Annotated in this window: 27 protein-coding genes; 13 read left to right on the top strand and 14 right to left on the bottom strand. The window is 60.5% G+C overall.

Annotated elements, in window-relative coordinates; all coding sequences use genetic code 11:
- The first annotated feature begins 171 nt into the window (after nucleotides 1-171).
- Nucleotides 172-990, top strand: a complete 819-nt coding sequence (locus tag FBY02_RS11500) for a pyruvate, water dikinase regulatory protein (protein ID WP_042732259.1) — start codon at nucleotides 172-174, stop codon at nucleotides 988-990.
- 128 nt (nucleotides 991-1,118) lie between these two features.
- Here the strand turns inward: FBY02_RS11500 and FBY02_RS11490 are convergent, their stop codons facing one another.
- The 3 genes from FBY02_RS11490 to FBY02_RS11480 all read right to left on the bottom strand — a co-directional run bounded on the left by FBY02_RS11490 (nucleotide 1,119) and on the right by FBY02_RS11480 (nucleotide 3,736).
- Nucleotides 1,119-1,598, bottom strand: a complete 480-nt coding sequence (locus FBY02_RS11490) for a GNAT family N-acetyltransferase (RefSeq protein WP_144927427.1) — start codon at nucleotides 1,596-1,598, stop codon at nucleotides 1,119-1,121.
- A 129-nt stretch (nucleotides 1,599-1,727) separates the two neighbouring features.
- Entirely contained in the window at nucleotides 1,728-3,059 is a 1,332-nt protein-coding gene (locus FBY02_RS11485; RefSeq protein ID WP_144927424.1) for a sensor histidine kinase, read from the bottom strand.
- On the bottom strand, nucleotides 3,056-3,736 hold the full coding sequence (locus FBY02_RS11480) for a response regulator (protein WP_047701500.1): 681 nt from the start codon (nucleotides 3,734-3,736) through the stop codon (nucleotides 3,056-3,058). The genes FBY02_RS11485 and FBY02_RS11480 overlap by 4 nt, the downstream gene beginning before the upstream one ends.
- Before the next feature lie 172 nt (nucleotides 3,737-3,908).
- Here FBY02_RS11480 and dsbD point away from each other — a divergent pair, with 172 nt between their 5' ends.
- Genes dsbD through dsbG form a run of 3 tightly spaced genes read left to right on the top strand, consistent with a single transcriptional unit; the run spans nucleotide 3,909 to nucleotide 7,248 of the window.
- Complete coding sequence (dsbD, locus tag FBY02_RS11475; RefSeq protein ID WP_144927421.1) at nucleotides 3,909-5,636, top strand: protein-disulfide reductase DsbD; 1,728 nt, start codon at nucleotides 3,909-3,911, stop codon at nucleotides 5,634-5,636.
- Nucleotides 5,636-6,505 (top strand): TlpA disulfide reductase family protein, encoded by an 870-nt coding sequence (locus tag FBY02_RS11470; protein ID WP_144927418.1) that lies wholly within the window; start codon nucleotides 5,636-5,638, stop codon nucleotides 6,503-6,505. The genes dsbD and FBY02_RS11470 overlap by 1 nt, the downstream gene beginning before the upstream one ends.
- Nucleotides 6,481-7,248 (top strand): thiol:disulfide interchange protein DsbG, encoded by a 768-nt coding sequence (gene dsbG, locus FBY02_RS11465; RefSeq protein ID WP_144927415.1) that lies wholly within the window; start codon nucleotides 6,481-6,483, stop codon nucleotides 7,246-7,248. The genes FBY02_RS11470 and dsbG overlap by 25 nt, the downstream gene beginning before the upstream one ends.
- Nucleotides 7,249-7,412: 164 nt before the next feature.
- On the opposite strand, the gene FBY02_RS11455 is transcribed toward dsbG, so the two are convergent.
- A complete protein-coding gene (locus tag FBY02_RS11455) occupies nucleotides 7,413-8,219 on the bottom strand; it encodes an alpha/beta fold hydrolase (protein WP_144927409.1) in 807 nt (268 codons plus the stop codon).
- Between the two features lie 174 nt (nucleotides 8,220-8,393).
- Here FBY02_RS11455 and FBY02_RS11450 point away from each other — a divergent pair, with 174 nt between their 5' ends.
- Nucleotides 8,394-8,678 (top strand): hypothetical protein, encoded by a 285-nt coding sequence (locus FBY02_RS11450; RefSeq protein ID WP_144927406.1) that lies wholly within the window; start codon nucleotides 8,394-8,396, stop codon nucleotides 8,676-8,678.
- A 42-nt stretch (nucleotides 8,679-8,720) separates the two neighbouring features.
- Here FBY02_RS11450 and FBY02_RS11445 read toward each other — a convergent pair whose 3' ends face one another.
- Both FBY02_RS11445 and FBY02_RS11440 read right to left on the bottom strand, forming a co-directional pair.
- Nucleotides 8,721-9,497 (bottom strand): ABC transporter substrate-binding protein, encoded by a 777-nt coding sequence (locus tag FBY02_RS11445; protein ID WP_144927469.1) that lies wholly within the window; start codon nucleotides 9,495-9,497, stop codon nucleotides 8,721-8,723.
- A 111-nt stretch (nucleotides 9,498-9,608) separates the two neighbouring features.
- Nucleotides 9,609-10,235, bottom strand: a complete 627-nt coding sequence (locus FBY02_RS11440) for a TetR/AcrR family transcriptional regulator (RefSeq protein WP_144927403.1) — start codon at nucleotides 10,233-10,235, stop codon at nucleotides 9,609-9,611.
- A gap of 219 nt (nucleotides 10,236-10,454) precedes the next feature.
- Here FBY02_RS11440 and FBY02_RS11435 point away from each other — a divergent pair, with 219 nt between their 5' ends.
- Complete coding sequence (locus tag FBY02_RS11435; RefSeq protein WP_144927400.1) at nucleotides 10,455-10,997, top strand: exonuclease domain-containing protein; 543 nt, start codon at nucleotides 10,455-10,457, stop codon at nucleotides 10,995-10,997.
- 82 nt (nucleotides 10,998-11,079) lie between these two features.
- On the top strand, nucleotides 11,080-11,364 hold the full coding sequence (locus FBY02_RS11430) for a pyrimidine/purine nucleoside phosphorylase (protein ID WP_144927397.1): 285 nt from the start codon (nucleotides 11,080-11,082) through the stop codon (nucleotides 11,362-11,364).
- Between the two features lie 57 nt (nucleotides 11,365-11,421).
- Here FBY02_RS11430 and FBY02_RS11425 read toward each other — a convergent pair whose 3' ends face one another.
- Both FBY02_RS11425 and FBY02_RS11420 read right to left on the bottom strand, forming a co-directional pair.
- Entirely contained in the window at nucleotides 11,422-12,231 is an 810-nt protein-coding gene (locus FBY02_RS11425) for an MOSC domain-containing protein (RefSeq protein ID WP_144927394.1), read from the bottom strand.
- A gap of 69 nt (nucleotides 12,232-12,300) precedes the next feature.
- Nucleotides 12,301-13,224, bottom strand: coding sequence for a chemotaxis protein CheV (locus FBY02_RS11420; RefSeq protein WP_144927390.1), 924 nt, complete (start codon nucleotides 13,222-13,224; stop codon nucleotides 12,301-12,303).
- 418 nt (nucleotides 13,225-13,642) lie between these two features.
- On the opposite strand from FBY02_RS11420, the gene FBY02_RS11415 reads away from it, so the two are divergent.
- From FBY02_RS11415 to FBY02_RS11405, 3 genes are all read left to right on the top strand, one after another.
- The gene (locus FBY02_RS11415; protein ID WP_144927387.1) at nucleotides 13,643-14,113 is read left to right on the top strand and encodes a hypothetical protein; all 471 of its coding nucleotides are present in this window, start codon (nucleotides 13,643-13,645) and stop codon (nucleotides 14,111-14,113) included.
- A 235-nt stretch (nucleotides 14,114-14,348) separates the two neighbouring features.
- A complete protein-coding gene (locus FBY02_RS11410; RefSeq protein WP_144927466.1) occupies nucleotides 14,349-15,242 on the top strand; it encodes a sensor histidine kinase in 894 nt (297 codons plus the stop codon).
- Entirely contained in the window at nucleotides 15,239-15,901 is a 663-nt protein-coding gene (locus FBY02_RS11405; RefSeq protein ID WP_144927384.1) for a response regulator transcription factor, read from the top strand. Before FBY02_RS11410 ends, FBY02_RS11405 begins: the two co-directional genes overlap by 4 nt.
- Here the strand turns inward: FBY02_RS11405 and yegS are convergent.
- Nucleotides 15,885-16,802: a lipid kinase YegS gene (gene yegS, locus FBY02_RS11400; RefSeq protein ID WP_144927381.1), complete on the bottom strand. Its 918-nt coding sequence runs from the start codon at nucleotides 16,800-16,802 to the stop codon at nucleotides 15,885-15,887. The two genes, FBY02_RS11405 and yegS, sit on opposite strands and share 17 nt — an antisense overlap.
- A 337-nt stretch (nucleotides 16,803-17,139) precedes the next feature.
- Between yegS and FBY02_RS28375 the strand changes: the two genes are divergently transcribed.
- Nucleotides 17,140-17,448, top strand: coding sequence for a hypothetical protein (locus tag FBY02_RS28375; RefSeq protein ID WP_256662484.1), 309 nt, complete (start codon nucleotides 17,140-17,142; stop codon nucleotides 17,446-17,448).
- 143 nt (nucleotides 17,449-17,591) lie between these two features.
- Here the strand turns inward: FBY02_RS28375 and glp are convergent, their stop codons facing one another.
- On the bottom strand, nucleotides 17,592-18,779 hold the full coding sequence (gene glp / locus FBY02_RS11390) for a gephyrin-like molybdotransferase Glp (protein WP_178115354.1): 1,188 nt from the start codon (nucleotides 18,777-18,779) through the stop codon (nucleotides 17,592-17,594).
- Nucleotides 18,780-18,801: 22 nt separating this feature from the next.
- Nucleotides 18,802-19,341 (bottom strand): molybdenum cofactor biosynthesis protein B, encoded by a 540-nt coding sequence (gene moaB / locus FBY02_RS11385; protein WP_047701515.1) that lies wholly within the window; start codon nucleotides 19,339-19,341, stop codon nucleotides 18,802-18,804.
- 79 nt (nucleotides 19,342-19,420) lie between these two features.
- On the opposite strand from moaB, the gene mobA reads away from it, so the two are divergent.
- Both mobA and FBY02_RS11375 read left to right on the top strand, forming a co-directional pair.
- Entirely contained in the window at nucleotides 19,421-20,032 is a 612-nt protein-coding gene (gene mobA, locus FBY02_RS11380; protein ID WP_144927373.1) for a molybdenum cofactor guanylyltransferase MobA, read from the top strand.
- A 103-nt stretch (nucleotides 20,033-20,135) separates the two neighbouring features.
- Nucleotides 20,136-20,357, top strand: a complete 222-nt coding sequence (locus FBY02_RS11375) for a YgdI/YgdR family lipoprotein (protein WP_024776721.1) — start codon at nucleotides 20,136-20,138, stop codon at nucleotides 20,355-20,357.
- 82 nt (nucleotides 20,358-20,439) lie between these two features.
- Here the strand turns inward: FBY02_RS11375 and FBY02_RS11370 are convergent, their stop codons facing one another.
- The 3 genes from FBY02_RS11370 to FBY02_RS11360 form a co-directional block, all read right to left on the bottom strand.
- Nucleotides 20,440-21,330, bottom strand: a complete 891-nt coding sequence (locus tag FBY02_RS11370; protein WP_144927370.1) for a pseudouridine synthase — start codon at nucleotides 21,328-21,330, stop codon at nucleotides 20,440-20,442.
- A 71-nt stretch (nucleotides 21,331-21,401) separates the two neighbouring features.
- Entirely contained in the window at nucleotides 21,402-21,722 is a 321-nt protein-coding gene (locus tag FBY02_RS11365) for a transcriptional regulator (protein ID WP_144927367.1), read from the bottom strand.
- A 93-nt stretch (nucleotides 21,723-21,815) separates the two neighbouring features.
- The gene (locus FBY02_RS11360; RefSeq protein WP_144927364.1) at nucleotides 21,816-22,055 is read right to left on the bottom strand and encodes a glutaredoxin family protein; all 240 of its coding nucleotides are present in this window, start codon (nucleotides 22,053-22,055) and stop codon (nucleotides 21,816-21,818) included.
- Between the last annotated feature and the right edge of the window lie 110 nt (nucleotides 22,056-22,165).

Here is a 22,165-nt window from a genome sequence, read left to right as displayed (position 1 = left end):
TCTCTCCACTGACTGTGTTGGAAAAGCTCAAGGCACCGGCAACTCCTGGGGAGCGTTGGCCGGCGATATGGCCTGGACCTGGAAAATAAGTGAGAATGCTGGCCATTGGCGGCCGGCAAATCGCGCCTATCATATCCAAGAAACGCTATTAGCTTAAGGCCCAAGGTGCAAATGAAACGATCTGCTTTCTTTATCTCCGATGGTACCGGCATCACCGCCGAAACCCTGGGCCAAAGCCTGCTGGCGCAGTTCGAAAACATTACCTTCACCAAGCTGACACGTCCGTACATCGACAGCGTCGACAAGGCGCGGGCGATGGTACAGCAAATCAATAAAGCCGCCGAAACCGACGGTTTTCGCCCGATCATCTTCGATACCATCGTCAATCAGGACATCCGTGAGATTCTCGCAACGTCCAATGGTTTCATGATCGACATTTTTTCTACCTTCCTGGCGCCCCTGGAGCAGGAACTGAGCGAGCATTCGTCCTACTCGGTCGGCAAATCCCACTCCATCGGCCACAACTCCAATTACATGGAGCGGATCGAGGCGGTCAATTTCGCGCTGGACAACGATGACGGCGCCCGCACGCATTATTACGACAAGGCCGACCTGATCCTAGTGGGGGTGTCGCGTTGTGGTAAGACACCGACGTGTCTGTACATGGCGATGCAGTTCGGCATCCGTGCGGCCAACTATCCGCTGACAGAAGAAGACATGGAGCGCCTGCAACTGCCCAGCGCCCTGCGCGCCCACCAGCACAAGCTGTTCGGCCTGACCATTGACCCGGATCGCCTTACCGCGATCCGCAACGAGCGCAAGCCCAACAGCCGCTACTCAAGCTATGCCCAGTGTGAGTTCGAAGTGCGCGAGGTGGAAAACCTGTTCCGGCGGGAGAATATCCCCCACATCAACTCCACGCATTTTTCCGTGGAGGAGATTTCGGCGAAGATTCTGGTAGAGAAGGGCGTGGAGCGACGGTTCAAGTAGCCGCGGACACTTCACCTGTGGGGGCGGGCTTGCTCGCGAAAGCGGTGCACCAGACAACATCAATACTGACTGTGCCACCGCCTTCGCGAGCAAGCCCGCTCCCACAAGGGTTTTGTGGGTTTTTTGAATCAATCGCCCAGCGACTTGTGCATCGCAATGGCCGCAATACCGCCGATGGCACAGGCCTTGGCGCTTTGCTCAAACCCCAGGCGGCGATAGAACCCATGACTGGTACCCGTGCTGTTCAGGCGTACCTGGGCGAGCCCGCGGCCATGCAACCACGCCTCGATGTCCTGCACCAGCGCCCGCCCGGCCCCGCGCCGAAACCACTCCGGCTGCACATAGCAGAATGCGATCCGACCACTGACCGAAGCCATCGCAACGCCCACCGGCCGCCCATGCAGACGCGCCAGGGTCAGGCGCAACCGCGGGTCGAGCAACCAGAGACGGATACGCGCGGTGGCATTGGTACGGATCCAGGCGGCTACGACGCGCGGGTCGTTACGGTGCTCTGCGGCACAACCGACCCGGATGGAGCGCTCGGCGATCCGGCTGATGATGCCGGCATCGTCGGGCGCGGCCGTGCTGATTTCGATGAAGGTGTCCATTGTCGCTGTTTTCCTCAGTCCTTGAGTCGAGCTGAAAAAACATAGACCCGGATAAGCCGGGTGCGCCAATGGGAATGATTGCAGGAAGCTTCGAGCAGTCAGCTAGAGTGGTGGTTCAGAAATACCACACTAGCGAACCTGCGCCTGTACCGGCATCGTCAATTCCACCCGCAGCCCGTCCGGACGGCTGTCGAAATGCAGACTGCAACCGCATCGCTGGACAATGGCCTGGACGATCGCCAACCCCAGGCCGCAGCCGGTGCTCTGACCGTTGCGCCAGAAGCGCTGGGTCAGGTGCTGGATATCGTCGGCGGCAATGCCGGGGCCATGGTCGCGAACCTGGAAACGCACCCGCTGGCCAATCATCTCCAGGCTCAGTTCCACCACGGTATTCTCCGGAGTATGACGCAGCGCGTTATCCAGAAGGTTGCGCAACGCAGCAATGGAAAGCACCGCCGGCATCTGCACCGGCGCATCGCAAACCCCAGGAGAGACCTGCAGCCTGATTCGCCCGGGCTCGCCACTGGACGCATCCTGGATCGCCAGCCGTGCGACCTGCTCGGCATTGCACTGCACCCCATCGTCAAAAGACAGGCTACCCTCCACCCGGGCCAGCAGTAGCAACTGCTCGAGGGTGCGATGCAGCCGGTCGGCGCCCTCCTCGGCCCGAGCCAGGGACTGGTCGCGCGCGACGCCCTCGGTCATGCGCGCCACTTGCAGATGAGTCTTGATGGCCGTCAAGGGGCTGCGCAGTTCATGGGCCGCATCGCCGGTCAGCCTGCGCTCGCGCTCGATGGTCTTGCCGATACGCTGGAACAGCTGATTCTGGGTTTCCAGCAAAGGGCGCAGCTCACTGGGCAACGGATGGATCTGCAAGGGCTCCAGGGAGTCGGCATTGCGCCGCATCAGCGCATCGCGCATGCGATTGAGCGGCGCCAGGCCCTGGCCGATACCCAGCCACAGCAGGCACAGGCAGCCGAGCAACGCTACCCCCACCGGCACCGAGGCCGCCAGCAGAATCGACATATTGAGCGCTTCCCGCTCGATCTGGCGGTCGGCGGTGGTAATGCGCACATCGCCACGGGCCAGGGTGAAGCTACGCCAGGGCGCGCCGTCGATCATCTGATCGTGAAAACCCATCTTCTCGGCTTCCAGGACCTGTTCCGGGGTGCCGTGGCTACGGGCGAGGATTTCGCCCCGCAAGGAACTGACCTGGCAGGCCATGCCACCGGGAATGCTCAACTGCTCGGCGCTGAAATGCGTGCCCTCGCCCTTGCTGGGCAGCGCCGGCAACTGCTCCAGCAGGCCGGCGACCATCCGCGCCGACGCCACCAGGCGCTGGTCGAGGGAAAACATCATCTGGTTGCGCAGATCGCTGAGCATCCATGCCGCCGCCAGGGCCCAGATCAGGGTGAACGCCGCGCCAAGGGTCAGGCTCAGGCGCAATCGCAGGCTCATCACTTGGAAGGTTCTCCGCCATCGGCCGGCCCCAGGCGATAACCCAGCCCGCGCACCGTCTCGACAATCCCGTTGCCGAGCTTGCGCCGCAGGTGATGGATATGAACGTTCAGGGCGTTGCTTTCCAGTTCGTCATTGAAACCGTACACGCTGTCCTTGAGCTGCTCGGTGGACAGCACCCGGCCACGGCTGTGCAACAGTGCCTGCAACAGTGATTGCTCGCGCCGCGATAAATCCACTGGCTGGCCATCCAGGAGGGTTTCACGGCTGCTGGGGTCGTAAGTCAAGCGACCGTGCTCGATCAGATTGACGCTTCGACCGGCCACGCGTCGCAGCAGGGTGTGCAGGCGCGCCGCCAGTTCGCGCAGGTCGAAGGGCTTGAGCAGATAGTCATCGGCACCCGCTTGCAGACCGTCGACCCGATCGGTCACAGAATCCCGCGCGGTGAGGATCAGCACCGGAATCTCCAGCCCTTGCTGGCGCAATTGCTTGAGCAGTTTAAGGCCGTCCTCATCGGGCAACCCCAGGTCCAGCACCATGACATCGAACTCGGCCACGCCGATCATCGCACGCGCCGCCGAGGCCGACCCCACATGCTCGACAGTCAGGCCCTGGGCCGTAAGACCGGCGACGATCCCGCTGGCGATCAGTTCATCGTCTTCGCACACCAGTACGCGCATGGTAAGCCTCGTGGAAAAAGGTACATTAGGCCGCCGGCCGATTAAGCCGACATTATGCGACGAGTGCGGCAAACATGGGCGATCATTGCGCCATCGGCCCTCGCCGTTTAATCGACGGTTAATCGCCGGCCGCCATCGTGCTTTCCACTTGCTCCGTTCTAAGGCTTTATCCATGCGTCGATTGTTTTTGCTGTGGCTGCTGCTGATTTCGAGCCTGGCCCAGGCCGCCAATCCCTTCGAAACCAAACCCGATTTCCTGCCGGTGGAAAAGGCCTTCGTGTTTACTTCGGAACGCCTCGACTCCGGTGAGACCCAGCTCTTCTGGCAGATTGCCGATGGGTACTACCTGTATCAGCAGCGACTCAGATTCGACGGCCTGGCCGACGCGCAGAAACCGAAGCTCCCGGCGGGAGAAGCCCACAGCGATGAGTTTTTCGGCGACCAACAAGTCTATCGCCAGGCACTGGAGCTGAAGATTCCGGCAGGCGCCACCGGCAAGATCAAAGTGGGTTTCCAGGGCTGTGCCGATGCTGGGCTGTGCTATCCACCCCAGACCCAGGTGGTCGACCTGGGCGGCAGTAGCGCTGCGACGGCCAAGGGCGAAGCGCCGGACCAGGCCCTGGCCAGCGGTCTGCAGCGACGGGCCTTGGGTTGGAGCCTGCTGGTATTCTTCAGCCTGGGACTGTTGCTGGCGTTTACGCCGTGTTCCCTGCCGATGCTGCCGATCCTCGCCGGCCTGGTGGTGGGCAGCGGTGCCGGGCCTCGGCGCGGTCTGACTTTGGCGGGCAGCTATGTGATCAGCATGGCCCTGGTGTACGCCGCCATGGGTGTGCTTGCCGCGTTGTTGGGCGCCAACCTCCAGGCCTTGCTGCAACAGCCGTGGTTACTCGGTACCTTCGCCGCGGTGTTCGTGGTGTTGGCGCTGCCCATGTTCGGTTTCTTCGAACTGCAACTGCCGGCCGCCTTGCGCGACCGCCTGGAGAATGCCGGGCGTCAGCGCCGCGGCGGCAGCCTGGTGGGCGCCGGGATTCTCGGCGCATTGTCCGGCCTGCTGGTAGGCCCATGCATGACCGCTCCGCTGGCCGGCGCGCTACTGTACATCGCCCAGAGTGGTAACGCGCTGCACGGTGGCCTGATCCTGTTTGCCATGGGCGTCGGCATCGGCTTGCCGCTATTGCTGCTGGTGACCGTGGGCAACCGTTTCCTGCCCAAGCCCGGCGCCTGGATGGATTTGGTCAAGGGCGTGTTCGGCTTCCTGTTCCTGGGTACCGCGCTGCTGATGATCCGTCCGGTCATCGACGGCTCGCTGTGGATCGGACTGTGGGGCGTGCTGTTGTTGATCGCCGCCTACAGCGCCTGGCGCCAGACCGAAGGGTTCGGCCGCATGGCCTATGCCTGCGGCAGCGCGTCATTACTGTTTGGCCTATGGGGCAGTGCGCTGCTGGTGGGTGCTGCCGGTGGTAGCGATGATTTCTTCCAACCCCTGAAGGTCTACACCGGCACCCAGAGCGGCGCGACCGTCAGCGCCCACGACGCCTTCGTCACGATCCGCGAGCCTGCTGCTCTGCAACGGGAGCTGGACGCGGCCAAATCCCAGGGCCAGTGGGTGCTCGTGGATTATTACGCCGACTGGTGCGTCTCCTGCAAAATCATGGAGAAACAGGTGTTCGGCCGCGCCGAAGTGCTGAACGCCTTGAAGGACGTCCGCCTGCTGCGCCTCGACGTGACCGCTGACAATGCCGCCAGCCGCGAACTGCTGAACCGTTACCAGGTACCCGGGCCGCCGAGCCTGCTGTGGATCGGCGCCGACGGTGAAGAGCGCCGCAGCCGGCGCATCACCGGGGAGGTCGATGCCAAGGGCTTCCTGGAGCGCTGGAACAGTACCCGGGAAGCAAACTGATGCTGACATTCACCCTCGGTACCTTTGCTATCGCCCTTAACCACCTGCTGCTGATCAGTGCCCTGGCGCTGGCGACCTTCGTAGGCTGGCGGGTAGCCAAGCGCGGTGGCGAGAACCCCGAGTCGGTGCTGTTCGTACTCTTTCTGGTGGGACTCCTGGCCGCACGGATCAGCTTTGTCATCGCCTATTGGAGCCATTACCAGGACGACCCGTGGCAGATCGTCGACTTGCGCGACGGCGGCTTCCTGGCCTGGCCTGGCATCGTGGCGCTGGTCATCGGGACCTTGCTGTGGGCTCGACGTCGACCGGCCCTGCGCCGGCCACTGGGGTTCGGCGTCGGCAGCGGCCTGCTGTTCTGGCTGATCGCGACGATGGCGCTGACGATTTATGAACAGGGCACCCGGTTGCCGGACATCGACCTGCGCGACGCCAGCGGACAGACCGTGAAACTCACCGATTACCAGGGCGGCCCCCTGGTGATCAATCTCTGGGCCACCTGGTGCCCGCCCTGCCGGCGTGAAATGCCGGTACTGGAAGAAGCCCAGCAGCAGCGTCCGGATCTGACGTTCCTGTTCGTCAACCAGGCCGAAAGCATGCAGAGCGTCAGCACTTACCTCGCCACCCAGGGCCTTAGCCTGGACAATGTCTTGTTCGACGGCAGTGGTCGCCTTGGCCAGGCCGTAGGCTCCATGGCGCTGCCGACGACGCTGTTCTACAGCGCCGACGGCCGCCTGCTGGGCAGTCACCTGGGGGAACTGTCGGAAGCAAGCCTGGCCCGCGCCCTGGAAAATTTCGAAACGCCGGGTTCAACCACGGCGCCCCACCCCGTCACAAGGAAACCGCCATGCCCCGCCTCCGCCACATGCTGACGCTGGCCGTCGCCACGGCGCTGTTGCAAGCGCCGCTGCTACAGGCCGAAGAACTGCCGGCAGCCATCAAGAAAATCGAAGCCAAGGGCGCGAAGATCGTCGGTACTTTCGAGGCACCGGACGGGCTACGCGGTTACGCGGCGCAATACCAGAACCGCGGCATGGCGCTGTACCTGACCCCGGACGGCCAGCACGTCCTGCTCGGCAACCTGTACGACGCCGACGGCAAGGACTTGAGCGCCGAGCCGCTGCAGAAACTGGTCTACGCACCGATGGCGAAGGAAATATGGGCAAAAATGGAGGCGAGCAACTGGATCGCCGACGGCAGCAAGGATGCACCGCGTACCGTGTACCTGTTCAGCGACCCCAATTGCCCCTACTGCAACATGTTCTGGGAACAGGCGCGGCCATGGGTCAAGGCCGGCAAGGTGCAGTTGCGCCACATCATGGTGGGCATCATCCGCGAAGACAGCCCCGGGAAATCCGCCGCGTTGCTGGCGGCCAAGGACCCGCAAAAAGCCCTGGAGGACCATGAAAAATCCGGCAAGGGCAGCACGCTCAAGCCCCTCAAGGACATACCGCCCGCCATCCAGGCCAAGCTCGATGCCAACCAGCAGTTGATGGACGAACTGGAGCTGTCCGCCACCCCGGCGATTTTCTACCTGGATGACAAAGGCGAGCTGCAACAGCAACAAGGCGCCCCTTCGCCGGACAAACTGGTGAAGATCCTCGGGCCGAAATAACCGCTCCCTGGATATCGTTGTGGGAGCGGGCTCGCTCGCGAAAGCAATGGATCAGTCGACAAGGATGTTGACTGTACCGCCGTCTTCGCGAGCAAGCCCGCTCCCGCAATGGCCCGGTGTTGACAGGTCAATGCAGGAGCGGGCCTGCTCGCGATTGCAGTGGGTCAGCTACGCAAGAACTCAAGCAATGCTTCGGTAACGAACCCAGGATTCTCCAGGTTGGAAATGTGCCCTGCCTCCGGGATCAGCATATGGGGACAACCGATCAACCTGGCCATCTCCAGAGACTCGGAAGGTGGTCGTGGCTTGTCCTGGTCACCGCACATCACCCAGGTGCTGCCAGCATCCAGCTCACCCAGGCGCGGCAGGATATCGTCGCGGCCGAAAATGATTCGCCCCAACGGCACGATGCTGTCACGCAGGCGATCAGCCGGCAGCGCGGCCAGTGTTGCGCGGAACTGCCGGTACAGCGGCGATTGCGGATCGATGCCTGGCCGGAAGAAGATCGGCACGACAATGTCCAGCAACGGCTCGGGAATGCTGCCGCCGGCTTCGATCTTGTCGAACAGCGAGAAATAATACAGGCGCGTCGGCTCTGGCTCGACGCCCACATAGGTGTCCATCAACACCAGCGCCTGGAGCCGTTTCGGGGCCATCAACGCCAGCCGTGTCCCCCACATCCCGCCTACCGAAAGCCCCACCAGACTGAAGCGATCGATGTCCAGGTGATCCATCAACCCCAGGACCTGGCGGGCCAGGTCGTCCAGAGAGGACATGCCCTCGGGCAAACGCCCGGATTGACCGTGGCCCCACAGGTCCGGGGCAATCACCCGGTAATGGCGTGACAATGCCTCGATCTGCGGCGCCCACATGCCGTGGTCCCACAAATAGCTGCTGCCCAGCACCACCACCGGGCCATGGCCCTGGTCCAGGTAATGAAGCGGTTGTCCGTCAAGGGTTGCAAAGGGCATCGATGACCTCCTTGTTTGCGTATGAAAAAACCCGGCCAGACTGACGTGCCCTATGGCAAGCCGTCAATCGCCGGGGCCATCCATGTGGGACAGGTACCTGTCAGGTCTGACAGTAGACCGAGCCGCTTGCCGGCGATAGCGTGAGATTTCACAACAGTCGGTGGAGTAACAGCCATGACTCAAGTCGAGCTTGAAGCTTTCGCTCGAGAACAGATTGACCTCCTGAAGCCGAAAGCCATCAACACAGACCGGGCATCCGGGCAAAGGGCCAAAGCAAAACTGCTCTTTTTTGAAGCGCTGCTGGCCGCGTGCAGTCACACGCAGACCCAGGAACAGTTCGGCTTGATGGATGCGGTCAATGACACTTTCCAGAAAATCGGCGCGTTTGGACCCGGTGAAGTCTTCTTCAACCAGCCTGAAAAATGCTGCTCGGCTTATCGCTCCGATTCGCCGGCCTGATGGGCTGTGCGGGAAGTGGACAAGGAAACCCTGGGCCTGCGGTCAATGAGCGTGCGGCGGCACCAGTTCAATCTGGTAAGGTTTGAAAATCGCCAGCAGTTGGCCGTTATCCCGTAGTTTCTGCAGCAATTGTCCAAACGTTTCACTGGTAATCGGCGCCTGCGGCCGGATCAGGGCATAGTGGTGGTAAACCTGGTCGATACGTTCGGACACCAGCAGCTGCGGCCCTACCTCAGGGTTGCGCAGTATGTAGTCGTTCAGGTATGAACGGGTCACCAGGGCGATGTCCGCCCGCCCGCGCAAGACCATCAGCAGATTACTGTCGTGGGAGTACGTCAGCGTAGCGTTGTACTGGCCCATCAGGAACTTGGGGTCGGCGTTGAACTCGGCAAAGGCATAGTGATAGCCGCTGAACAACGCCACGCGCTTTCCCCTGAGGTCGCTGAAGTAACTCTGCTGGCGATCCGGCTGACGTTGGGTAACGAAAACTTCCGCATCTTCCAACCCCATGTCCACTGCGGTATGAGGCACATCTTTCCAGCCCCAGTCGGGGTTCTCGAAGATCGCCATATCGACCCGGCCTTGCTTGAAATCGTTGAAACGGCGTGGAATAGATGTCGGTACCAGCTCGAATTGATAGTCGGTCTGGGAGTGATTCAGGGCTTCGACCAACTGCGGCAACAGGCCGGTGTCGGCGCCGTTTTCAGGGCGCACGGTATAGGGAGGAAAATGCGCGGCCCCGATCCTGACCAGTTGCGCCGCCGAGGCTGGCACCACCAGGAAAACAGCCAGTGCAGCCAGCAAAGCACGCGGGATCATCCCCTTCGGCGAAAACGTCAAGGCACCACTCCCCAAAAGTCAATCCATATATTCAAGCTAGGCGGTTTCAGCCACTTAGCCAGCTCCGCGGCCACTTAACGGGCCGCTTCACTATTGTTTTTCTTCAAGCACCAGTATCAACGCTTGCTCGGCCAGTTGATCGAGGCTCAGGCAGCCTTCGGCGCGAAACCAGGTGGTGGTCCAGGACAACGCGCCCGTGAGAAAACGCCGGGTAATGAACACGTCCCCGCGAATATACCCGGCATCCTTGGCCTGACCCAATACCTCGAGCCACAAGTCTTCATAAATATCCCGCAAGGCCAGCACCTGCCGTTGCCCGTCCAGGGATAGCGAGCGCCACTCATAGACCAATACCGCCATCGCCTCGCCGGTGCCGCCCATGATCGACTGCAACTCGCAGCGGATCAGCGCGAGTACTCGCTCACGCACGCCGCGCGCCTCGGCCAGTGCCGCACGCATCAAGGCGGTGTTGTAGCGGATGGTTTCTTCCATCACTGCCCGCAGGATCTCGTCCTTGCTTTTGAAGTGGTGGAAAATACTGCCGGATTGAATGCCCACGGCGCTCGCCAGGTCGCGCACCGTAGTGCGTTCGAAGCCCTTGTTGCGAAACAGGTGGGCGGCGGTCTGGAGCAGTTTGCCGCGAGCACTGTCCGGGTCGGTCAATTGTCCTAGGCCAACCAGTTCATGCATCACCGCCAGGGCTTTTCGCTCGTCCACCCATTCTCTCCTGCAGTCGTCATTGGCGCCGGCAATTTAAGCTGGGCGGACCAGCCAGGCAAGCGCTCGGACAGAAGTTGAGTGCACGAATCAACCGTACAGGACACTAGTGTCCTGTATCACAAATACTGTTCTTTTTTGCGAAACAGGACACTAGGCGAATGTAGCGCATTTGACTACGCTCAAAACCATCTGCACGCCAATACCGGGAACCTCGTGATGCCTCAATGGCTGGTGATTGATCTGGAGGCCACCACCGATGAAGGTGGCTGGCCGGTAGCCGAAATGGAAATTATCGAGATTGGCGCCACGCTGGTGAACCGTGACGGGCGTGAGCTGGATCACTTCCAGCGTTTCGTGCGGCCCCTGCGACGACCGCTGCTCACGCCCTTCTGCCGCGAGCTGACGCACATTACCCAAGCCAATATCGACAGCGCAGCGACCATCTCCGAGGTCTGGCCAGCGTTCGAACGCTGGCTGGCGCCCTACCACGCGAACCTGGGAGGATGGGTCAGTTGGGGCGACTATGACCGCAAGCAGTTGCTCCAGGAATGGCATCAACATCAGTTAGACAGTGTTCTCGCCCGCGTGCCCCACATGAACCTCAAGCAACGCTTCGCCAAGACCCGTCGACTCGAACGGCCGCTGGGGCTTAACGGGGCGTTGCAACTGGCCGGCCTGCAATTTTCCGGTCAACAGCACCGCGCCCTGGAAGATGCGCGCAACACGGCAAGGTTATTGCCCCTGGTGCTGGCGGATTGAACTGCCCCCGCGCAGATGACGAGTGTTGAAGCCTTGTGCATACTGGCCGGCCTTTTTCAGCCCTTTTTTCGAGGAATCGCCCATGTTCAAAGTCAACGAGTACTTCGACGGCACCGTCAAGTCGATCGCTTTCGGTACGGCCGAAGGCCCTGCGACCATCGGCGTCATGGCTCCGGGTGAATACGAATTCGGCACGGCCCAGCGGGAAATCATGCACGTCGTATCCGGTGCCCTGACCGTGAAACTGCCCGGCAGCACCGAATGGGAAACCTTCGCGGCTGGCAGCCGCTTCAATGTACCTGCCGACAGCAAGTTCCAACTCAAGGTCGCGGTCGACACGGCCTACCTGTGTGAATACCGCAGCTGAGTCGCGAACAGCTGTGGCGAGGGGATTCATCTCTTCGCCACAGGCGCCGCGCAAGCTTTATTCGAGCACTTCAACCGGCATGCCGACTTCAAGCCGGCCATTACTGTCATTGACCAGATTCTGACCGAACATCGGGCCATCCGGTGTCGAACGATACTGCTGCAAGGTGGCGAAAGGCTCACGGCCCGGATCGCGTTCGCCGGTCTGTGGGTCTACCGTGGTCATGATGCAACGCGAGCAGGGTTTGACTATCCGCAATTCCACATCGCCGATGCGGATTCGCTTCCACCCATCCTCGGCAAACGCCTGGCTGCCTTCGATCACCAGGTTGGGTCGAAAACGCAACATCTCCAGCGGGCGACCGACCCGATTCGACAGATCCTGCAGCGAGGCCTGGCCGATCAGCAACAACGGGAATCCGTCAGCGAAGGCAACCTTGTCGTCATCCTTGCCATAACCAGCCGCCGTGGTGCGTGCCAACTCTACCGGCACATGCACCAGGCGGGTGGCGTTGCCGATGAATTCGCTGACCCAGGCCGCCGCCTCGTCACCGGCATCCGGAACACGCAGGGTATCGCGCCAAATGATCACCCCGCGGCGCTGTTCTTCCCGGGCCGATGGTAGCGGCACATCAATGCTGTCGTAGCCCGGCGCACTGAGGGTCAAGCCACCCGTTTCGTTCCACAATGCCGAGAGCTGGCTCATCTTCGCCACGGCCCGTTGAGTCAGGAATCGCCCGGTGCCCTCATCCACCAGCATCCAGCGCCGGTCACCGTCCAGGCCGAGCTTGTCCAGGCCAGTCCCTTGCAGAGACTGGCCCTTGCCGGATTTCAACGGATAACGATACAGCGCGCTCAGACGCAACATGGCCAGCTCCCGGTGCTGAAAAAACGCCACCATATACGAGCCGGCCATCGAAGCAAACCATGATCAGCTTCAGTCGAGCATCAGTCGCTGGCGCACCACATCGACCAGTTTGTCCGGCTGGAATTTGGAGAGGAAGTTGTCGCAGCCGACCTTCTTGACCATCGAGTCGTTGAAGCTGCCGGACAACGAGGTGTGCAGTACCACGTAGAGCCCACGCAACCGTGGGTCGTTGCGGATTTCAGTCGTGAGGCGGTAGCCGTCCATTTCCGGCATTTCCGCGTCAGTGAAGACCATCAACAATTTGTCGGTCATCACCTCGCCGCTATCGGCCCAGGCCTTGAGCATGTTCAGGGCCTTCAAGCCGTCGCCGGCAACGTGCATCTTTATGCCCAACTGCCCGAGGGTGTCGCGCAGTTGCGAGAGCGCGACTTTGGAGTCGTCCACCAACAGCACTTCGCGCCCACGGGCACGTTCCAGTACCGGGTCCTCGAGCTTGTCCCGGGAAACCTTGGCGTTGTAGGGCACGATTTCAGCCAGGACTTTTTCCACGTCGATGATTTCCACCAACTGATCGTCCACCTTGCTGATGGCGGTCAGGTAGTGCTCACGGCCGGCGCTGCCCGGTGGGGGCATGATCGCTTCCCAGTTCATGTTGACGATGCGGTCCACGCCTCCCACCAGGAACGCCTGAACCGAACGATTGTATTCGGTCACAATAATGGTGCTGTTGGCCCCCGGCACCAATGGACGCATGCCGATAGCCTGGGACAGGTCGATCACCGGCAACGTCTGGCCCCGCAGGTTGACCACGCCACAGACAAATGGATGGCGCTGCGGCATCAGGGTCAACTTGGGCAGTTGCAACACTTCCTGGACCTTAAACACGTTAATGGCGAACAATTGCCGGCCCGCCAGGCGAAACATGAGAATTTCCAGGCGATTCTCACCCACCAGCTGGGTTCGTTGATCTACTGTGTCGAGAATGCTGGCCATCGATGACTCCTGGGGATTATTCGGATGAATCCAATAGAACAGCTATCGGCCGCCCAACGCGGATCTTGACCCTGACCTGAAATAGCTGCGTAGAGGATTGATATCACCTTAACATCATGTTTTACTGCCCTCACCTTCTCATCCCGCTTTATTCACCCGCTGCGCGACTTCGTTTTGCGTAAAAGGTTCCCCTGCCTAAGGGATTCCCCTAGGCACAATCAGGTCTAACCTGATATTCCCGATATCCAATAGCCATTAATGTGACGCCATTCTCATTGCTGAACGGAGTCAGGCCTTTGTGCGCGACCGCAGGACCCCAGCCAAGGGTGCAACGACGCAAGTCCGCTCGTTGCCGACCGGTCCCGTCGCTCGCCACAAGCGGTTTCCTTTCGCCTGACATGATGTTGTGGAGATAAGCATGCCGAACGATCGTAAGAACTGGATCCAGCGCTTTCCAGAATTCCTGACCGAGGCCGAGACCCTTTTGGCCAAGTCGGAGGAATGCCTGAGCCACCTGCAATTGATCAGTAACGACAAGGATGCGATCGATTGCATGCTCAGCTCCCTGCTGAAATTGGCAAACAAGGCAAACGCCTTGGCACTGGAAGCCGTTTCGGAGTTTTCGCTGCATATCCATGGCTTGCTCAGCCACGCGCAAAACCACATGGAATTGCATGATCAGGCCCTGGAGGCGTTGAAGGACTGCTTCACGCTGATGGCATGGCAACTTGAACTCGTCGACCCCACTACCGGCCAGCTCAGCCTGGACAACAGCGAACAGGCCTCGTTGATCGAAGCCTTTGCGCTCCAGGTGGGCCAGCGCCCCTGCGAGGTATTGCCTGCGGCACGTCCCCTGAGCCTGCTTTCCTATTCCCAGAAACAAGCGTGATACCAATGATGCCGGCGCAGCTCGACGCGTCTGCTCCACGGCGCTTTCACACCGCCATGCCGAGCGCGACCAACCATGGATGAAGTGGTACTATGTCTCGCGTCGGGCGCTTCGAAACAGCAGCAGGAAATGCCATCAATCTGAAGCCAGCCTCGACCTGAACCATTTACCGACCCGGGCCGTCCCCTGTGCTGACCGGCTCGCCCGCAGCGAACATTCAGTGGCTCCATCCGTCATGCACGCCAGCCTCAATTCATTCATCACCTGGCCACCCTCCCAAGAAAACGCCCGCCGGTTCACACTATTTCTGTGCGTCTGCTCGACCCTTGGCTGCCTGCTGATCTATCTGTTTGCCCAGACATTGCCATTGGCCTTGCTGGTGTTGGATATCGCGGCCCTGGTCTGTGTCTTGATCCAGTACCAGTCGTCGCGAAAATCCATCAAGCTGCAACCTCAGGAGTTGGCCGAGCGGCTGCTCGAAGTCCAGGAAAACGAACGCCATCGGCTCAGTCGCGAATTGCATGACGACATCGGCCAGCTACTGACGGCAGCGAAACTGCAGAGCGAATGGCTCAAGCGCCGGCTGCCGGACGAATTGCAAGCGCAGTGCTCGATCCTCTGCGAAACCCTGGATGAGACCCTCGACAAAGTCCGCGACGTATCGGCCATTCTCAACCCCCGGCAGTTGACCAGCCTCGGACTTGAAGCCAGCCTGCGCGCGCACTTGCTCAAGACATTGGCCAACACCCCGGTTAAATGGAGCCTCGACTGCCAGCAGCGCATGACGGGTATCCCGGAGGAAATGACGGTCGCCGCCTTTCGAATCACCCAGGAAGCGGTCACCAACGTCCTGCGCCATGCTCAAGCGCACAATCTGCTGGTGCGCCTGCAACGCCTGCCCGAAGGCCTGTTGCTGCTGATCCACGATGACGGTCATGGGTTCGTCCCGGCGCCCCATCCCGCTCGCGAAGGTCAACGCGGCATGGCCGGCATGTCAGAGCGAGTCGAGCAGTTGGGCGGCACATTGAAAGTCATCAGTGAAGCTGGCAAGGGCACGCATATCGAAGCCCGTTTCCCCTGGGCTCCTCGCGCCCTGGCACGGGCCAACAAGAATAAGGTTCTCCATTGACTTGTAATTTGCTCCTGGTAGATGACCACTCACTGATCCGCGCCGGCGTGCGCGCACTGATAACGGATCTGCCCGGCTATGCCGTCATCGGTGAAGCCAGTGACGGTGCACAACTGCGGGCCTTGGTCGAACGACTGGACCCCGATATCGTGTTGCTGGACATCACCATGAAGAACACCAGCGGCCTGGACGCCCTGCGCGAACTCAAGCAGGTACGGCCACGCAGCAAGGTACTGATCCTGTCGATGCACACCGACCCGGCGCTGATCATGCAGGCGCTTGAATCCGGTGCCCATGGGTATCTGCTCAAGGACACGACGGCCACCGAGCTGGAGCACGCCCTGAACGCACTACGTAACGATGAACACTACCTGAGCCCAGCCATCGCTCATACAGTGATCAACCAGGCCTTGACCCGCACCCAGCAGAAACATCAACCCTCCCCTGTCCAGACCCACAATCTGACGGCACGCCAGCTGGAAATACTGCGACTGATCGTGCGGGGCAAATCCACTCGCGAAATTGCCAATGGCCTGAGCCTGAGCATCAAGACCGTAGAAACCCACCGGGCCCAGATCATGAAGCGCCTGCAGATCCATGACGTGGCCGGGCTGGTACTTTTCGCCGTGCGCGAGCAAATCATCAGCCTGGACGATTGAGCGCCGGAGAGGCAACCAGCAAGGGCGAATCAGGTGGCAGGTGTACTCGCAGCGCTTTCGGACGCACCGTGAACCGCAGGCTGTCGACCTGCAAGGGCTCGCCATCCAGATTGATATCCAGACCCTGGGCCACCTTGATCTCCACCCATGGCAAGCGTGCACGCACGAACATGTTGTCGATACCCAGGCCACCGGCCAGCAAGTCTTTCAGCGTGCCGACCACTTCCTGGGGCGCCGGCAGGATACTGATGTCCAGCAATCCGTCATCGACCAATGCCTGCGGACACAACTCATGGCCTCCTCCGGCCTGCCGACCATTACCGATGCCCAACGCCAGCAGATCGCCCTGCCAGCTGAATCCCGGCCCCTGCAATTCACCATAGGCCGCGCTCAATTCACTGAAGCGCGTGAGTCCGGTAAACAGGTAAGCAGCGCCTCCCAACACCTTTTTAAGGTCTTCGGAAGTATTCGCCGTCACCTGGCTGCCGAAACCGCCCGTGGCCATGTTGAGGAAAATCCGTCCACCGACCTCCCCCAGATCGATGGGTTGCGGTTCAAGGTCCAGCAGATCCAGGGCTCGATCCGGTTCCAGCGGGACCCCGACCGCCCTGGCAAAATCATTGGCAGTCCCCAGGGGCAGCAGCACCAGGCTGGCATCGCTGGCGCTGAGGGCCATCGCTTCGGCGATATCTCGCAAGGTTCCGTCACCGCCGCCGGCGATCAGCCGCGTATAACCGGCCTCCAGCGCCTCTTCGACGCACCGCCGGGCATCGCCCGCCTCCCAGGTCACCCGTACCGCCAGGTCCCAGCCCTGCTTGCGCCTGAGCATCACAGCGGCGCGAACCTCTTCGTTGAGCGCTTGCTTGCCATGCAAAATCAATAGCGCCTTGCCCTTGCTCATCCCTTATCTCCGTCATTGGAAGGTTCCAGGAATGGGACCGCGCATTCGGCTGAAAAAGCCCTCGCCGCGTCAATTTTAATTGAGAAAGCCCCCCGGATGGATGGCCAGTCGGCCCACTGGAACGATGCCTCTGCACTCAAAGAGTTTTCTTACAAGACTTGGCGAATCAGCTCAATTGACCCTCCAACCGTATTGAGACACCTTGGCATTCTGTTGTGCTGGACCGATAAAAACACTCATTACACAAGGATGTGCTAACCCATGGATGGATACGTCACGGCCCGCAAGGGACGGATCAGTGGTTCGAACAGTTGTGGCCAAAGGGATGAAGCGTCCCATGCATAGCCATGAATACAAACTGTCGCCTCGTCAATTCGCACCTATCGGGGGCGAGCGGACCGATGCTCAGAACGAATGCAAAAGTTGCAGTAATCCCGTTGGAGGAATTGATTTGGAACCGCGCGTCGTTGAACTGGAAACCCACCTTAAATACATCCGTCGAGACATGGATGAAATCCGTACCGATGTGAAGGTGATCCGTCACAGACTGGCCTATTCGGCCGGTGCGGCGGCGGTGATCGTCGGCCTCCTGGGCTGGGTCGCGAACAGCCGCTTCGATCAACTGGTGATGCTGCTGTCGCGATAAAAGCGATGGAGGCAACCATCGATTTGAACAGGGAGTGCACCGCCTGCAGAGGTGGTGTTCCGCCTCACAAATACCGTTTGTCTCTGATGACGTCGGTTACCACGAAGGCTGTCGTCAAAAAAAGGTATTTGCGAGACAGGCCACTAGTCCAGGAGCTCGCTCAAGGGGATGAAACTCACTTCGTCGCCCTCGACCAACGTCTGCCCCTCGAGCACTTCGACCAGACCTTCAGCCCAGGCCGCACTGCGCAGCACCCCAGAGCTCTGATTCCGGTAGATAATTGCCCGGCCGCTGTCCATGCGGCCTCGCAGATATTCTCGCCGACTGCCGGCTTTGGCCCAGACGAACCCAGCCGGCACCTTGAACCTGAGCGGCGCCACAGACTGAACGCCTTGGCGCCGCAGCAGGTAAGGCCTGGCCAGCAACGCAAACGTCACCAGTGTCGAGGCGGGGTTTCCAGGTAAGCCTATGACCGGCACGCCGCGCAAGTGCCCAACCGTTAGCGGCTTCCCGGGTTTGATGGCGAGCTTCCAGAGTGTCAGCTCACCTTCCTCGCGCAGCACGACGCCCAGGAAATCAGCCTCCCCGACCGATACACCACCAGTGGACAGGATCAGATCAACATCCGACAGCTGGCCCAAGCGGGTCCGGGTGGTGGGCAAGTCGTCCGGCAGGATACCTGCGTCGACCACTTCACAGCCCAGGCGCTGCAACCAGCCACAGAGCAGTACCCGGTTGCTGTTATAGATCTGGCCAGGGCCCAGTGGCTGGCCGGGCTCGACCAGTTCATCACCGGTGGACAGGACCGCAACCCGGACCTTGCGTATCACGTCCAGGGATGCACAACCCAGGGAAGCGGCCAGGCCCAGCTCGATCGGTCCCAAGCGAGTACCGGCAGCCAGCACCTGTTCGCCAGCAGTGGTTTCCTGCCCTTGAGGACGGATGTTCTGTCCACTGGCCAAGGGCTCGGTAAACCGTACTCGCTGGTCGCTTTCAACCAGGACGTTTTCCTGCATTTCCACGCAGTCGGCTCCAGCGGGAACAGGTGCCCCGGTAAAGATCCGCGCGCAGGTCCCAGCGGCCAGCGGTTGCGGAGCTTGCCCGGCGAAAATCCGCTGGCTGACCACCATCGGTTCACCTTTCCAGTCAGCCCGCCGCAGCGCATAACCGTCCATGGCGCTGTTGGGCCACGGCGGCAGATCCAGGGTCGACACCAGATCCTGCGCCAACACCCGCCCTTGCGCCTCGGCCAGCGGCAGCCGCTCACGCTGGGTCACCGGTGTGGTCGCCGCCATTGCCAGCAGGCGCTCCAATGCAACCTCGACAGCCATCAAGGCGCCGGTCTTGCCAGGTTTACCCACGGGATTCACAAGGAGCCGCCTGTTTCAGATGGGCCACGAAGTTACACGGGCGATGCCGCGCATCCAGCTGTTCCGCGAGAATCCCGTCCCAGCCGGTGCGCACGGCGTTGGTAGATCCCGGCAAACAGCACACCAGCGTGCCGTTGGCCAGCCCCGCCAGCGCTCGGGACTGAACGGTGGAGGTACCGATGTCGGCCACGGAAATCTGCCGGAACAACTCACCAAAACCGTCGACCTGCTTATCCAGCAGGCACGCGACCGCTTCTGGCGTGCTGTCACGGCCGGTAAAGCCGGTGCCACCGGTGATCAGTACCACCTGGACCACCTCATCGGCAATCCAGGTCGCCACCTGGGCCCGAATCTTGTACAGATCATCTTTGAGCAGCACCCGCGCCGCCAGGTTATGCCCGGCCGCGCCGAGTCGATCGACGAAGACCTGCCCGGACGTATCGGTTTCCAGGGTACGGGTATCACTGACTGTCAGCACCGCGATATTGAGCGGCACGAAAGGTACATCAGCCTTGGCTTTCATAGGCTCGTCCAGTTGTAGGGAGAACAGCCCGGTGTTATATCACAGCGCTTGATTTTTTCGCCTGTGCGGAGACACACCCATGACCTCGAACACTGCGCTACCACCTTGCTCCATCCTGCTGCTGGCCGGTGGCCGCGGACAACGCATGGGTGGGCAGGACAAGGGTCTGGTGGAATGGCAGGGCGAACCGTTGATCGCCCACCTTCATCGCAAGACCCGCGCATTGAGCGATGACCTGATCATCTCCTGCAACCGCAACCCTGACCGCTATGCGCTGTATGCCGATCGTTTGGTGCATGACGATGAAGGTGATTACCCCGGCCCCCTGGCAGGTATCCGGGCCGGCCTCAAGGCCGCAAGGCACCCGTATTTGCTGGTGCTGCCGTGCGATGTACCGCAGATCGATTCCAATCTTCTCGACAGCATGCGCGCAATGGCCAGCCAGCATCCCCATGTGCCGCTGATGGTACGCCACGGCGAACATTGGGAACCGCTGTTGTGCGTCATCCCACTGGCCCTGACAGCGGCGTTCGATAAGGCCTGGAGCGAAGGCGAACGCAGCCCCGGCCGCATCATGCGCACGCTGCACGCCGTTGCGCTGCAATGCCCGGCCGACGATCCCCGGCTGGCGAACCTGAATACACCGGAACTGCTGACGCGACATAAAGGCACTAGTGGCCTGTGTGGCTAATTCGTTTACTCGAATTAACCGTACAGGCCCCTAGCCAGGAACTTGCGTGCAATGTATACGTCTGAAGGTCAGTAACCTGAAGAATTCATTTCGGAGAAACACCATGACACAACGGACCCTCGCCACTTTCATGCTCGCACTGGGCCTCGCCACTCTTGCCGGGTGCGCATCGCCTACAGTGATTACCTTGAATGACGGTCGCGAAATCCAGGCCGTCGACACCCCCCAGTATGATGAAGACACCGGCTTCTACGAGTTCGAACAACTGGACGGCAAGCATACCCGCGTGAACAAGGATCAGGTTCGCACCGTTAAAGATCTGTAAGCTCTGACGTCGCAACCCGATATAAAAAAGCCCGCAATGCAACAACATTGCGGGCTTTTTGATGCCTGCTCGAAAGCCGTAGCTACCACTGGAGCGCAATACCACTTTCGAATACGCGCTCCTCGCCCGTGACCGGATCGCTGAAACGTAGTCCCTGGGCCAGCAGTTTAAGAGGGTTGGCGTAATCATCCTCCACATCCCTGAGCACGTCAGGGTAGAACGGGTCGTTGCAGATGGCCGCCCCCAGGGCATTCATATGGACCCGCAACTGATGCTTCTTCCCGGTCACCGGAGACAGGCCATAGCGCCATAACTCGCCGTTCTTTTCCAGCACCTCGATGGCCGTTTCGGTATTCGGTTCGCCCGGTCCTTCCTGCATCCGGAAAAACGGTTCGCCATCGATCATCCGGCTTCTATGCACCCGTGGAAAGGTCAGCTGGGGCAACGCACGGGCAATGGCCTGGTAGTGTTTCTCGATCTTTCGCGTCGGGAACAATGACTGGTAAGCCGATCGGCTGTGGGGATTGGCCGAAAACAGAACCAGCCCGGCCGTATGCCGGTCGATCCGGTGCAAGGGCACCAGGTGAGGATTGTCCAACCGTCGGATCAAGCGTCGCAGCAAGGTTTGCTCGACATATTCCCCCGCCGGGGTGACCGGCAGGAAATGCGGTTTGTCCGCCACCACCAGATGCTCGTCCGCGTACAGGATCGACTCCACGACCGGAATCGGCTTCTCGTCGGGCACTTCGCGAAAGTAATGAATGCGCAGGCCTTCACGGTAGGGCAAATCGACAGGGATCGCCTTGCCCTCTGCGTTCAGCACCCTCCCCCGGGCAATCCGGTCCAGCCACTGCTCGCGACTGATGGCGCTGAAATGCTCGCACAGGCAATCCAGCACGGTCTGCCAGGAACCGGGGGGCAGGTACAAAGTGCTGGCCTGATGGTGTGCAGCAGAAAACGATGAACCGGACATCGAACACTCTTGAACATTTTGCGGGGGAACATTATCCGACAGTCGCACAGGCCAGCCCAGCAATGATTACCTCACGCCGGAAGCGAGGCGGGACTGGCTGCGGCCTCGGTGAACTCCTTCAACCAGCGCAACACTTCTACCGCCTCCCAGCGACCCGGGTCGTACAACGCATACAACAGGCCCTGGTAACCCACCACATCCAGTTGCTTGTGATAGCCGGCACGCTGGAACAGCGCTTCGATCTCAGCGAAACAGGTGTTGAAATGCAGTTTGTTGAAGGGTGTCTTGCCTTCGGTCACCAGTCCGTCCAGGCGCAGCTCCATGACGGCCTCGCGAACAACGTCCACGGACATTCTGTTCACGCTGTTCTTCAATTGTTCGACATTGACCAAGGGGTGCACTCCAGATAGCTGTATAGGCATACAGTAACCGAAGAACAGCATTTTCGCCAATGGCGACGTAAGGACACGATGGACGGAACGGTGTCAGCTGAGAAAGGCGGCAATCCGATCGGAATCATTGAACGGCCAATCAAGTTCTTCACCGGTGTCGACCCTGCGCAGCACCGGGATACGCAGCCCATAGGTTTCGAACAACTTCTCGTTCTCTGCGATATCCACCAGTTCCACCAGCAAGCCGTGTTCGACGAAAGGCATCAGTACGTCTTCGGCGACTTCGCAAAGATGACAACCGAGGGTACCGAACAGTTGGCATTCAGGAGGCATGGCAGGTAGACCCACAAAAGATAGACGGTCATTCTAGGCGCGCCCTCGAAAACCGTCGAGCCGGGCGTCCCGCGTCTGCAAAATGCTGATGCAAATCACTGAACACAAAT

It is taken from the genome of Pseudomonas sp. SJZ078 (assembly GCF_007828255.1).
Lineage (GTDB): Bacteria > Pseudomonadota > Gammaproteobacteria > Pseudomonadales > Pseudomonadaceae > Aquipseudomonas.
This window is presented reverse-complemented; position numbering and strand designations above follow the sequence as displayed.